This window comes from Streptomyces sp. NBC_00433 (genome assembly GCA_036015235.1).
Classification (GTDB): Bacteria; Actinomycetota; Actinomycetes; order Streptomycetales; family Streptomycetaceae; genus Actinacidiphila.
Window position 1 is genome coordinate 8698138 of the sequence record CP107926.1, and the last position, 12274, is coordinate 8710411.

Genomic DNA, 12274 nt, shown 5'->3' on the forward strand with positions numbered 1-12274 from the left:
TGGCGAACTCGTGTTGCGTGATCACGAACATGCCGTGACCAGACGGTAAAGGGCGGATCTTCTCGGTTACCTTACCTTTTCAACGTCTTTGGCGTCCGTTGCCGGTACGAAACCGACCGCCACGCCCGTGCGGCCCGTCTGCTTCAGGCCGCGCAGACGTGGATGTGCCCCGCCTGGGGGAATTTCGGCGGGTGCGGCTCCAGGTCGCCCCACAGCGTGAAGCCGGACTTCTCCGCGACCCGGCAGGACGCCGTGTTGAGCACCGCGTGCAGCAGTTCCAGGCGGGTCAGCGCCGGCCCGCCCGCGTCACCGCCGAGCGCCCAGCGGGTCACCGCGCCCACCGCCAGGGGCGCGATGCCCCGGCCGCGTACGGCAGCCGCCGTCCAGTAGCCGATCTCCGCGGACGGAGCCCCCTCGAACTTCCGCTTGACCGTCACATGCCCGACCGGCCGCTCACCGTCCTGCTCGACCACCGCGAAGCTGTAGCGCAGCCCGGTCTCCCAGGCCTGCGCCTGCTGGTCGATCCACTCGCCGGCCGCCGCCGTGCTGTCGAGGGTGGTCATCAGCCAGCGCCGCATACCGGGATCCTGGTGCTCGGCCGCCAGCGCCTCCGCGTCCTGCGCGGCCCACGCGCGCAGCAGCAGTCCCGGCCTGCCCCCTTGCGCGGGGACGGTGAGTTCGACGGTCATCTGTGGCCTCCCATGTCTCGTCCGCCAATCTACGTGCATCGCGCACCGGTCATCGCACCAGGAGGCGTACCGCACGGGTGATCGCCTCCGGCGTCAGGTGCGCGTAACCCACCACAAGACGGACCCGGCCGTCGCCCTCGCCGGGCGGCCGCGGGGACGTGCGGTAGTGCGACAGCGGCCGGACGGCGACGCCGGCGCGGGCAGCGGCGGCGAGGAAGGCCGGCTCGGGCCCGTAGCGCTCGGGGAGGGTGACGATCGCGTGCAGCCCGGCCGCGATGCCGCTCACCTCGGCGCCGGGTGCGCAGCGCGCGAGCGCGCCGACCAGCGCGTCCCTGCGCGCCCGGTAGAGCCGCTGGCAGCGCCGCAGTTGGCGGTCGTACGCGCCGGAGGCCAGGAAGTCGGCGAGCGCCGCCTGCTCGGTCACCGAGTGCCCGAGGTCCATCGTCCGCTTGCGCTCCGCCGCCTCCGCGACGATGTCCCGCGGCCCGACCAGCCAGCCCAGTCGCAACCCGGGCGCCAGCGACTTGCTCGCGGAGCCGGTGTAGACGACATGTCCGGGCGCGAGCCCCTGGAGGGCGCCCACGGGCTGCCGGTCGTAGCGGAAGTCGCCGTCGTAGTCGTCCTCGACGACCACCCCGCCGCAGTCCCGCGCCCAGTCGGCGAGCGCGGCCCGCCGGGCGGCGGAGTAGGCCACGCCGGACGGGAACTGGTGGCAGGGCGTGACCACCGCGGACCGCACGCCGGTGGCGGCCAGCGCCGTGACCGACAGCCCCTCCGCGTCCACCGGGACCGCTACCGCGGTCAGCCCGGTCGCGGCCAGCAGCGCGGTGTGCTCGGGGCTGCCGGGGTCCTCGACGGCGGTCGTCCGCTGCCCGCGGGCGTGCAGGACATGCCCGAGCAGGGTGTGCGCCTGGGCCACCCCGGCGGTGACCACCACCTGGTCGGGCTCGGCGGCCACGCCGCGCCGCCGCCCGAGCAGCGCGGCGAGCGCCGCCCGCAGTTCGGGCAGGCCGCGCGGGTCGGGATAGCCGAAGGCGCGGTGCGGGAGCGCGGTCATCACCCGCCGGTGCGCCGCCGACCAGGCGGCCCGCGGGAAGAGCGCGAGGTCCGGCAGCCCCGGCCGCAGGTCGTCGGGGCCGCCCCGGTCGTCGGCGGCGAAGGCGCCGGCGGGCGGCGACACCGGCCCCTGCCGCACGTCGGCCACCCAGGTGCCCGCGCCCTGCCGGCTGGTCAGATACCCCTCGGCGGTGAGCTGCGCGTATGCGTCGGTGACCATCCCCCTGGACACCCCGAGGTCGGCTGCCAGCTCCCGGCTCGACGGCAACTGCGTCCCGGCGCCCAACCGCCCCACCCGCACGGCTTCCCGCAGCCCGGCCTGCAGGACCCGCCCCCGCCCCCGCCCGACCCCGAGATCGACCAGCACCTCCCAGGCGGGCCCCGACCCGCCCCCGCCCGCGTGCCGCGGCGCCGGAGCCGCTTCCGCACCTTCCACCCGCGCCGCAGGGCGTACCGTCGCCGTACTGGTCCGCTTCACTCCCATGGGATTGGACCTTAAACCGGACCACTCCCGCTCCCTAGCGTTGCCGCATGACGTCCTCCTCCTCGCATCGGGCCGGGATCGGTCTCGCCGCACTCGCCTGTGTCCTTGTCGGCGCGTCCTTCACCGCGGGCGCCGCGCTCGTCGGGTATCCGCATGCCGGCGGGCAGGCCGTCCGCTACGGCGTGGCGTGTGCGCTGCTGGCGTGGCCCGCACGGCGGGCCGGGGCGCGGGTGCGGCTCGGGGGGCTGCGGGGGAGGCAGTGGGCGCTGGCGGCGGCGGTCGCCGGCGTCGGCATGGTCGGGTTCAACCTGTCGGTGCTGGCCGCCGAGCGCACCGCCCAACCCGCCGTGCCCGGGGTGCTCGTGGGGTGCGCCCCGGTCGTCGTGGCGGTGCTGGTGCCGCTCGCGGCGGGGCGGCGGCCGACGTCCGCGGGCGCGGCGGGGGCGGTGATGGTCGCGGGCGGCGCCTTCGTCGTCCAGGGGTGGGGCGGGACGGACGCGTCCGGGCTGCTGTGGTCGGTGGCCGCGCTCGGCGGCGAAGTGGGCTTCGCGCTGCTCGCCGCGCCCCTGGTGGCCCCGCTGGGGCCGCTGGTCCTGTCCGCGTGCGTGTGCGGGCTGGCCGCCGCCGAGGCGGCGGCGCTCGGCGTGGCCCTGGAAGGCACGGCGGCGCTGCGCGTGCCGACCGGGGCGGAGGCGGCGGCGCTCGGGTGGCAGGCGGTCGTGGCCACCGTCATCGGGTTCGTGTGCTGGTACGCCGGCATGCAGCGGCTCGGCGCGGAACGCGCCACCCTCTTCTCCGGCCTGATCCCGGTGTCGGCGGCGCTGACCGCCCCGCTGGTCGCGCTCGGCACCTTCGGCGCGGCCCAGCTCGCCGGCAGCGCCCTGGTCGCGGCGGGCGTCGTGGTCGGCGTCGCAGGCCGTGCGAGCCGGCGTGCGAGCCGCCGCCCGGGGCCGCCGCGGGAGCCGGTCGCGGGGCCGGCCGAGCGTGCGGCCCGACCGGCCCCCGCGCGCCGCTGAGGCCGGCTCGGGGGAACTGTCCGGCGGCGGGAACTCCGGCGGGATGGGGGGAGTTGTGACAGTACGGGCCGGTGCGCGGCACTGGCCCGGCCAACTGCCCCGACCGGGCGCCCCCGTCCCGGTCGGGGCGCCCGCTCCCCTCCTCAGGCGAAGGCGGCGCGGGCGGCCCTGGACGCGCGCAGGGCACGGGCCGCCGGCGTCCGTGCCCTACTTCACGCCCAGCACCTGCTGCAGCGGGTCGATGGCGAAGTAGGCCAGGAAGCACACCGACACACCCCACACCAGCGGATGCACCTCCCGGACCTTGCCGAGCGCCACCTTGATGACGACGAAGGACAGGAAGCCCGCCCCGATGCCGTTGGTGATGCTGTAGGTGAAGGGCATCGCGGCGATCGTCAGGAAGGCCGGGATCGCGATGTCGTACTGCGTCCAGTCGATGTTGCGCACCTGCGCCATCAGCAGGAAGCCGACCGCGACCAGCGCGGGCGCCGCCGCCTGCGAGGGCACCACGGCGGCCAGCGGTGACAGGAAGAGCGCCACCGCGAAGAGCGCCCCTGTCACGACGCTGGCGAGCCCGGTACGCGCACCCTCGCCGACGCCCGCCGCGGACTCGACGTAGGCGGTGGCGGACGAGGCGGACGCCCCGCCGCCGGCGACGGCGGCGGCGCCGTCTATGAAGAGCACCCGGCCGATGTTCGGCACCCTGCCCTTGTCGTCGAGCAGCCCGGCCTCGCTGGATATGCCGACGATCGTGCCCATGGCGTCGAAGAAGTCGGAAAGCACCAGCGTGAAGACGAACAGCGACGCGGTGACCACCCCCGCCTCCGAGAAGCCGCCGAAGAGGCTGAAGTGGCCGATCAGCCCGAAGTCCGGGGTGGCGACGATGTCGTCCGGCACCTTGGGCGCGGTCAGCCCCCACGCGCCGGCCGGCAGGTCGGCGACCTTGTTGACGATGATCGCCACGATCGTCATCACCACGATGCTGATCAGGATCGCGCCCCTGACCCGGCGGGCGACCAGGGCGACCGTCAGCAGCACACCCAGGCAGAACACCAGCACCGGCCAGCCGGTGAGCGTGCCGGTGCCGCCGAGCTGCACCGGCACGGTGGTCTTGGCCGCGTCCGGGATGCGGCTGGCGAAACCGGCGTCGATGAAGCCGATGAAGGCGATGAAGAGGCCGATGCCGACACTGATCGCCTGCTTGATCGGCAACGGGATGGCGTTCATGATCGCCTCGCGCAGCCCGGTGGCGACCAGGACGCAGATCAGCAGGCCTTCGAGCACCACCAGGCCCATCGCGTCCGGCCAGCTCATCTTCGGCGCGAGCTGGAAGGCGACCACGGCGTTCAGCCCGAGCCCGGCCGCCACGGCGAGCGGCAGATTGCCGCCGACGCCCATGATCGCGGTCATCACCGCGGCCACCAGCGCGGTGGCGGTGACCAGTTGGGTGGTCGACAGGTGGTGCCCGAACTTGTCCGTCGCGCCGGACAGGATGATCGGATTGAGCACGAGGATGTACGCCATCGTGAAGAAGGTGGCGAAACCTCCGCGTATCTCCCGTCCCGGTGTCGAACCGCGCTCCGATATACGGAAGTAGCGGTCCAGCGCGTTGCCTCCGGGTGGCGGTGCGGACACCGGCTTGTCGGTGTCCACGACGGGTCCTGGCATGGTGCTCCTCTGGTGGTGCGTATCAGGCGTGACGAGTCGGGCGTTGCGTGTCGGGTGCTGCGGATCCGGTGCCGTGGACCCGTGTGCGAAGCGGTCCCGCGGCGGTGCCGCGTACGTGCTCCCGCGGGCTGGGCACACGGATTGTCCTCGCCCGCGGGCCCGAGCGGGTTTCCGTGGCGTTACCCGGTATCACCGTCGGGTTTCAGCCATGCTCAGGTCAACACTTGCGACACGCCCGTCCGCGAGACACGCCCGTCTCGCGGCTACAGGCCGCCGGCGATCCGCAGCACCGCGCCCGTCGTGTACGACGCCTCCGCCGACAGCAGCCAGGCCACCGCGCCCGCGATCTCCTCGGGCTGGCCGGGGCGCCGCATCGGCACCCGCTCGGGATTGCGCCACGGCCGCTGCGGGTCGCCCATGGAGGCGTGGATGTCGGTGACCACCATCCCCGGCTGCACCGAGTTGACGCGCACCCCGTCGGGGCCCAGCTCCTTGGACAGCCCCACCGTCAGCGCGTCCACCGCCGACTTGCTCGCCGCGTAGTGCACGTACTCGCCGGGGCTGCCCAGGGTGGCGCCGCCCGAGGAGATGTTCACGATCGCGCCGCCGTCGCCGCCGTAACGGGTCGACATCTCCAGCGCCGCCCGCCGGGCGCACAGCAGCGCGCCCATCAGGTTGACGTCCACCACCCGGCGCATCACCTCGACCGGCGTCTCGGTGAAGCGGCCCAGCGGCCCGGTGATCCCGGCGTTGTTCACCAGCCCGGTGACCGGGCCCAGTTGCTCCTTGACCGCGTCGAAATAGGCGTCGACCTGGTCCGCGTCGCTGGTGTCGACCTGGAAGAGCAGGCACTCGCCGCCCTGTTCGCGGATCCGCCGGGCGACGTCCTCGGCCGCGTCCTTGGCGCGCTCGTAGCCGATGCCGACCCGGTGACCCGCGGCGGCCAGCCGCAGCGACACCGCCGCCCCGATGCCGCGACTGCCGCCGGTGACCAGCGTGACCTCGCCCATCGACCATCCGCTCCTTCGTGCCTGACGTGCCGTGCAGTGGCGTCGGGGTGCCGACGGCCGCTGCCGCTGCGGCCGTCCGCGGCCGCCCCCCGATGATCACGAACGCTATCGCAGCAGTCCGTCACCATCGCGTGAACGGCACACGTATCCGCTTCCTGCGGGCCTGCGCGGTTTGAGGATTGGTCTTGACCAAGCTCGGCGCCCGGCTCTATCGTCCCTAGTAGTGCAAGGACCTTTAATAAAGACTGGTTAGGAAACAAGGCTGAACAAGCCTTGAGCCGATTGTGAGGACAGGGTGGGGACCACGCAGCTCGAATCGGTGCCTGAGCCGAAGTACTGGCACCTCAAGACCGTGCTGAACGACGCCCTCGACTCCGAGTTCGAGGTCGGTGAGATCCTGCCGAACGAGCGGGACCTGGCCGCCCGCTTCGGTGTCGCGCGGGCGACGCTCCGGCAGGCGCTGGAGCAGTTGGAGCTGGAAGGCCGGCTGCAGCGCCGCCGCGGTGTCGGCACCACCGTGGCTCCGCCGCGGATGGGTGTCTCCGTCGGCCCGTCGGCCAACAGCTGGCCCGGCGCGGGCCCCGACGCCTGGGAGACCGTCGGCTGCGTCGAGGCCGTCGCGCCCGCCGCGGTCGCGGCCCTGCTCGGCACCGGCCCCGACGAGGCCGTGCACACCATCCGCCGGGCCCGCGTGATGCGCGGCCAGCCGGTGGCCGCCGAGCTGCTGTACGTCCCGCCGGCGTCCGTGCCCGGCCTGCCCGGCGACCTGTCGCCGGCGGCCCACGCGCCCGCCGTGCTGCGCGAGCTGCACACCCTGGAGCTGGAGGGCGAGGACCGCGCCGTCGAGCTGGGCTCGGCCCGCGCGGACGACGCCAAGCAGCTGGACCGGCTGCCGGGCGCCCCCGTGCTCGTCGTCACCTCGCGCTACTACGCCGGGGGACGGGTCGCCGCCGCGTCGGTGTCCACCTACCGCGCCGACACCTGCCGGCTGACCTTCGGCGACGCCGGCGCGTTCGAGGTCACGCACCACCAGCGGGAGACGCGCCGGGCCTCCTGACCCGGCACCGCACGTCAGAAGAAGGCCCGCCCCGTGAGGGGACGGGCCTTCTTCCGTCGAACCGTACGCGCGTACGTCCTACGGCCGGCGCCGCGCCATCGACGTCTGCTCCACCGCGAAGAGCTGCTGCTCGACGTGGTCCAGCGCCAACCGCAGCGCGCCCGTGGCGATCGCCTCCTGGCCCAGCGCCGACAGCGTCACCTTCGGCGGGCGCAGGCAGTAGCGGGTCAGCTCGGCCCGCAGCGGTTCCAGCACGCCGTCCAGGCCCGCCGCCCAGCCGCCGATCACCACCAGCTCCGGGTCGATCGCCAGCACCAGCGCCGCCACGTCGTGCACCAGCCGCCCCAGGAACCGCTCGACGGCATCCTTGGCCTGCGCGTCGCCCCGCTTGGCCAGCGCGAAGACCCGCTCGACGGCGGGCTCGTCCAGCGGGTGCAGCGGCTCGTCGGTGGTGGACAGCAGATGCTCGGGGGTGACCTCGCGGCCCAGCAGGTGCAGCGCGCCGATCTCGCCCGCGGCGCCGCCGAAACCGCGGTGCAGCCGCCCGCCGATCAGCGAGCCGGCCCCCGGGCTGAGCCCGGCCAGCACGAAGACCACGTCGTCGGTGCCGACCGCCACACCCTTCCAGTGCTCGGCCACCGCCGCGACGTTCGCGTCGTTCTCCACCAGCACCGGACAGCGGAAGGAGCGCTGCAACCGCTCGCCCAGCGGCAGCCCGGTCCAGCCGGGCAGCGCCGTGCCCAGCCGCACCTCGCCGTGGGCCTCCACGATCCCGGGGCTGCCGACCCCGACGGCCCACAGGGTGCTGCGCGCCACCCCTGCCTTGCGCAGCAGTTCCGCGACCGTGCCGCGGACCCGGTCGAGCCGGTCGTCGGCGGACGCCGCCTCGTCCACGTCCCGCCCGTGCGAACCCAGCACCTGGCCGCTCAGGTCGGACAGCACCACCCGCACCTGGTGCGCGCCGATCTCGATGCCCAGCAGGTGCCCCGCCTCGGCGTGGAAGCGGAAGCGCCGGGCCGGCCGGCCCTGCTTGCGCGCGTCACCGGCCTCCGGGCCGACCTCGACCACCAGGTCGGACTCGGTCAGCCCCTCGATGACGCCCTCGACGGTGGGACGGGACAGGCCGGTGCTGTGGACCAGCTCGGTGAGGGTGGGAGTCTGCGCCCCGCGCAGGGCATCGAGGACGACCGCGGAGTTGATCCGCCTGAGCAGGGACGGATCCCCGCCGGTGAGTCGCCCCACGTATGTCCTCCCAGACTGTGCCTGTGTGTGGCGGATCGTACCCGGCGCGGGGGCTCGCGGCGAGTGCGGTCCCGTTACGTTTGTGCTGCGCCGGCGCGGTCCCCGCCGGCCGGCCGCCACCGGCCGTACAGACGTGCTGTCAGCCGCCCTGCCTGGGCGGTCCGAAGGCGGCCGAGCGCAGCCTGCCGAATTCCTCGGCGAGCGCCGCGGGCGTCCAGTGGGCGTTGAGGCCGCTGGGGCTGGGCAGCGCCCAGATCCTGGTCGCGCCGAGCGTGCGCTGCTGCGGGCCGACCTGCGCGTGCTTGTCCGCGAAGGCCACCCGGTAGGCGGTCACGCCGAGGATCGCCAGCCACGCGGGCCGGTGCAGGGCGATCTTCGCGGTGAGCAGCCGGCCGCCCTCGACCAGCTCCTCGGTGCTCAGCTCGTCGGCCCGTGCGGTGGCCCGCGCGGCCACGTTGGTCACCCCCAGCCCGAGGCCCAGCAGCTGCTCCTGCTCGGCCGGTGCGAAGCGCCGCGGGGTGAAGCCCGAGACGTGCAGCGCCGGCCAGAACCGGTTGCCGGGACGGGCGAAGTGATGGCCCGTCCACGCCGACATCAGGCCCGGGTTGATCCCGCAGAAGACCACCCGCAGGCCGCCCGTGAGCAGGTCGTCGAGCCTGCGGTCACGGGCCGCCGTCAGCTGTTCGGGCGTCAGAGGATCGCCCCCGGGCGGTACGCGGCCGCCTGCGGGTGCGCCTTGGCGACGTCCTCGATCCGCCGCACCACCTCGACGACCTGCCCGGCCGCGGCGCCGGTGAAGGACAGCCGGTCGGCCATCAGCGCGTCCAGCTGCGCGCGGTCCAGCGGGATCCGCTCGTCGGCCGCGAGCCGGTCGAGCAGCTCGTTGCGCTCGGTGCCCTGCTCGCGCATCGCCAGCGCGGACGCCACCGCGTTCTCCTTGATCGCCTCGTGGGCGATCTCCCGGCCGACCCCGGCGCGCACCGCGCCCATCAGCACCTTCGTCGTCGCCAGGAACGGCAGGTAGCGGTCCAGCTCGCGCGCCACGACCGCGGGGAAGGCGCCGAATTCGTCCAGCACCGTCAGGAAGGTCTCCAGCAGGCCGTCGAAGGCGAAGAAGGCGTCGGGCAGCGCGACCCTGCGCACCACCGAGCACGACACGTCGCCCTCGTTCCACTGGTCGCCGGCGAGCTCGCCGGTCATCGAGGCGTAGCCGCGCAGGATGACCATCAGCCCGTTGACCCGCTCGCAGGAGCGGGTGTTCATCTTGTGCGGCATCGCCGACGAGCCGACCTGGCCCGGTTTGAAGCCCTCGGTGACCAGCTCGTGCCCGGCCATCAGCCGGATCGTCTTGGCCAGCGACGACGGGGCCGCCGCGAGCTGCACCAGCGCGGTCACCACGTCGTAGTCCAGCGAGCGGGGGTAGACCTGGCCGACCGAGGTGAAGGCCCGCGAGAAGCCCAGGTGCGCGGCGATCCGCTGCTCAAGCTCGGCGAGCTTGTCGCTGTCGCCGCCCAGCAGGTCCAGCATGTCCTGCGCGGTGCCGACCGGGCCCTTGATGCCGCGCAGCGGATAGCGGCCCAGCAGGTCCTCGACCCGCTCGTACGCCACCAGCAGCTCGTCGGCCGCCGTCGCGAACCGCTTGCCCAGTGTGGTGGCCTGCGCCGCCACATTGTGCGAGCGCCCGGCCATCACCAGCTCGGCATACTGCCCCGCCAGCTGCCCCAGCCGGGCCAGAACGGCGACCGTGCGGTCCCGCACGTGGTCGAGCGAGAGCCGGATCTGCAGCTGCTCGACATTCTCGGTCAGGTCGCGGGAGGTCATGCCCTTGTGGATCTGCTCGTGCCCGGCGAGCGCGTTGAACTCCTCGATCCTGGCCTTCACATCGTGCCGGGTGACCTTCTCGCGCTCAGCGATCGAGGCCAGGTCGACCTCTTCGAGGACCCGCTCGTAGTCGGCGACGGCCTGCTCGGGCACGTCGATCCCGAGGTCCTTCTGCGCCCGCAGCACCGCCAGCCACAGCCGGCGTTCCAGCACCACCTTCTGCTCGGGGGACCACAGGGCGGCCAGCTCGGTGGAGGCATAGCGACCGGCGAGGACGTTCGGGATACGCGGCTTGGATGTCACGTGTGCAGATCTTACCGGGCGTCCACGGGGGTCCGTGGCGTCCGCACCGCACGCGGGAGCCCTGGTCAGGGGCCGGGCGCCCGACCTCACGCCACGCGGTCCGTGGGACGCCTGCGAGTGGCGGTACGACGACTGCCGGGCAAGGGGGATGGCGGTGGTCGCGCCGGGTCAGCCGCCCACCTCGTAGGGCACCGGGTCCGCTTCGTAGGGCAGCAGGTCCGGGCGTTTGGCCGGGCGGCCGTCGCCCGAGGAGCGGCCGGTCAGCCTGCGGCCGATCCACGGCAGCAGGTGGCGGCGGGTGAAGCGCAGGTCGGCGGTGCGGCGGGCGGCCCAGCCGGGGAGGACCGCGGGCGGCAGCGGGAGCGCCCAGTCCGCCTCCGCGGGCAGGCCGAGCGCCTGCCAGACCGCCTCGGCGACCCGCTCGTGGCCTTCCGCGGTCAGGTGCAGCCGGTCGTCGGCCCACATCCGCCGGTCGCCGAGCACCTCGGCGCCGTAGAGGTCCACCACGATCGCGCCGTGCCGCTCCGCCAGGTCGTCGAGATGAGCGAACAGCTGCTCCATACGCGGCAGGAACCGCGTCGCGACCGGGCCGCGGCGGGCCGGGCTGCGCATCAGCACCAGCTGCCGGCAGGACGGCGCCAGGCGGGCCGCAGCGCTCTCCAGGTGCGCGCACACCGCGTCCACGTCGCAGCCGGGCCGCAGCACGTCGTTGAGGCCGCCGACCAGCGTGACCAGGTCCGCGCCCATGGCCGCGGCGGCGTCCACCTGGTCCTCGGCGATCTGCCGGATCAGCTTGCCGCGCACCGCGAGGTTCGCGTACCTGAAGCCGTCCCCCGAGCCGGGCAGCGCGGCCAGCCGCGCGGCGAGCAGATCGGCCCATCCGCGGTAGCTGCCGTCGGCCAGCAGGTCCGACATTCCCTCGGTGAAGGAGTCGCCGACGGCGACGAAACTGGTGTAGGTGAGATCGTTCTCCATCGCCCGGCGATCCTATCCGCAGGCCTGCCGGCGCCGGGCGGGCACGCCCTAACCGACGAGCGTCTGGGTGCCGAGCACGCCGAGCAGCGCCAGCCGCTCGGCGTCCTGGGTGCCGGGCTCCGCCGTGTAGACCATGATCCGCAGATCGCTGCCCTCGACGTGCAGCAGGTCGCAGTCCAGGGTCAGCACACCCAGCTGCGGGTGGTCGACCGTCTTGTGCGACCCGTCGTGCTCGGAGACCGCACGGGAGTCCCACAGCCGCGCGAACAGCTCGCTGCCCGCCCGCAGCTCCGCGATCAGCCGCCGCAGCCGCTGGTCCGCCGGATAGCGCGCGGCGGTCGCGCGCAGCCCGGCGACCTGCGAGATCCGCAGTGAGGCGAGGGTCTCGTCCGTGTGGACGGTACGGGTGGACGAGCCGAGGAAGGTACGCCACACCGCGTTGCGCTCCCTGCCGTGGAACTCGCCCATCAGCGCCGTGAACAGCGGATTGGCCAGCAGCAGCGTCCAGGCCGCGTCCGAGACCGCGACCGGCGTCCCCGACAGCCGGTCCAGCAGGCGCTGCACGCTCGCCGGGATGAAGGCGGGCACCGTGCCCCGGCCCGGCGGCACGAGGCCGGCGGCGTGGAAGAGCTGCTCGCGCTCGGCCCCCGACAGCCGCAGCGCCCGGCCCAGCGCCTCCACGACCTGCTCCGAGGGATTGGCCGAGCGGCCCTGTTCGAGCCGGGTGATGTAGTCCACCGAGATCCCGGCGAGCAGCGCCAGCTCCTCGCGGCGCAGCCCGGCCGCGCGCCGGTGGCCGCCGACCGTCAGCCCCGCCGTCTCCGGCGCGACCCGGTCCCGCCAGCGTCGCAGCATGTGCCCGAAATCCGTGGTCGCCATGACACCACTCTCGCACCGCCGCCTGCCGCCCGTCCTGGTACTGCCGGTCCCAGGAAGCCCAGGGGCCTGGCCGC

At 74.1% G+C, this 12274-nt stretch carries 11 protein-coding genes; 2 read left to right on the forward strand and 9 right to left on the reverse strand.

The window, feature by feature from the left end; genetic code table 11:
• Positions 1–143 precede the first annotated feature (143 nt).
• The gene (locus OG900_37690; GenBank protein WUH95334.1) at positions 144–689 is read right to left on the reverse strand and encodes a GNAT family N-acetyltransferase; all 546 of its coding nucleotides are present in this window, start codon (positions 687–689) and stop codon (positions 144–146) included.
• Positions 690–738: 49 nt separating this feature from the next.
• A complete protein-coding gene (locus OG900_37695) occupies positions 739–2229 on the reverse strand; it encodes a PLP-dependent aminotransferase family protein (GenBank protein WUH95335.1) in 1491 nt (496 codons plus the stop codon).
• A gap of 47 nt (positions 2230–2276) precedes the next feature.
• Here OG900_37695 and OG900_37700 point away from each other — a divergent pair, with 47 nt between their 5' ends.
• On the forward strand, positions 2277–3245 hold the full coding sequence (locus tag OG900_37700; protein WUH95336.1) for a DMT family transporter: 969 nt from the start codon (positions 2277–2279) through the stop codon (positions 3243–3245).
• 207 nt (positions 3246–3452) lie between these two features.
• Here the strand turns inward: OG900_37700 and OG900_37705 are convergent, their stop codons facing one another.
• Positions 3453–4913 (reverse strand): NCS2 family permease, encoded by a 1461-nt coding sequence (locus tag OG900_37705; GenBank protein ID WUH95337.1) that lies wholly within the window; start codon positions 4911–4913, stop codon positions 3453–3455.
• Positions 4914–5176: 263 nt separating this feature from the next.
• The gene (locus tag OG900_37710) at positions 5177–5923 is read right to left on the reverse strand and encodes an SDR family oxidoreductase (protein ID WUH95338.1); all 747 of its coding nucleotides are present in this window, start codon (positions 5921–5923) and stop codon (positions 5177–5179) included.
• A 295-nt stretch (positions 5924–6218) separates the two neighbouring features.
• Here OG900_37710 and OG900_37715 point away from each other — a divergent pair, with 295 nt between their 5' ends.
• A complete protein-coding gene (locus tag OG900_37715; GenBank protein ID WUH95339.1) occupies positions 6219–6980 on the forward strand; it encodes a GntR family transcriptional regulator in 762 nt (253 codons plus the stop codon).
• A gap of 78 nt (positions 6981–7058) precedes the next feature.
• On the opposite strand, the gene OG900_37720 is transcribed toward OG900_37715, so the two are convergent.
• The 5 genes from OG900_37720 to OG900_37740 form a co-directional block, all read right to left on the reverse strand.
• Positions 7059–8222, reverse strand: a complete 1164-nt coding sequence (locus OG900_37720) for an ROK family protein (GenBank protein WUH95340.1) — start codon at positions 8220–8222, stop codon at positions 7059–7061.
• A gap of 139 nt (positions 8223–8361) precedes the next feature.
• Positions 8362–8916: a G/U mismatch-specific DNA glycosylase gene (mug, locus tag OG900_37725; protein WUH96070.1), complete on the reverse strand. Its 555-nt coding sequence runs from the start codon at positions 8914–8916 to the stop codon at positions 8362–8364.
• Complete coding sequence (gene purB, locus OG900_37730; GenBank protein ID WUH95341.1) at positions 8913–10346, reverse strand: adenylosuccinate lyase; 1434 nt, start codon at positions 10344–10346, stop codon at positions 8913–8915. Before purB ends, mug begins: the two co-directional genes overlap by 4 nt.
• A gap of 168 nt (positions 10347–10514) precedes the next feature.
• On the reverse strand, positions 10515–11321 hold the full coding sequence (locus OG900_37735; protein ID WUH95342.1) for an SGNH/GDSL hydrolase family protein: 807 nt from the start codon (positions 11319–11321) through the stop codon (positions 10515–10517).
• A 48-nt stretch (positions 11322–11369) separates the two neighbouring features.
• The gene (locus tag OG900_37740) at positions 11370–12200 is read right to left on the reverse strand and encodes a helix-turn-helix transcriptional regulator (GenBank protein WUH95343.1); all 831 of its coding nucleotides are present in this window, start codon (positions 12198–12200) and stop codon (positions 11370–11372) included.
• Positions 12201–12274: the final 74 nt, after the last annotated feature.

Excerpts from the sequence above, each read along its gene's own strand:
- OG900_37710 (WUH95338.1), bottom strand. The coding sequence starts at position 5,923 with ATGGGCGAGGTCACGCTGGTCACCGGCGGCAGTCGCGGCATCGGGGCG.
- OG900_37735 (WUH95342.1), bottom strand. The coding sequence starts at position 11,321 with ATGGAGAACGATCTCACCTACACCAGTTTCGTCGCCGTCGGCGACTCC.
- OG900_37700 (WUH95336.1), top strand. The coding sequence starts at position 2,277 with ATGACGTCCTCCTCCTCGCATCGGGCCGGGATCGGTCTCGCCGCACTC.
- OG900_37740 (WUH95343.1), bottom strand. The coding sequence starts at position 12,200 with ATGGCGACCACGGATTTCGGGCACATGCTGCGACGCTGGCGGGACCGG.
- OG900_37690 (WUH95334.1), bottom strand. The coding sequence starts at position 689 with ATGACCGTCGAACTCACCGTCCCCGCGCAAGGGGGCAGGCCGGGACTG.
- OG900_37695 (WUH95335.1), bottom strand. The coding sequence starts at position 2,229 with ATGGGAGTGAAGCGGACCAGTACGGCGACGGTACGCCCTGCGGCGCGG.
- OG900_37705 (WUH95337.1), bottom strand. The coding sequence starts at position 4,913 with ATGCCAGGACCCGTCGTGGACACCGACAAGCCGGTGTCCGCACCGCCA.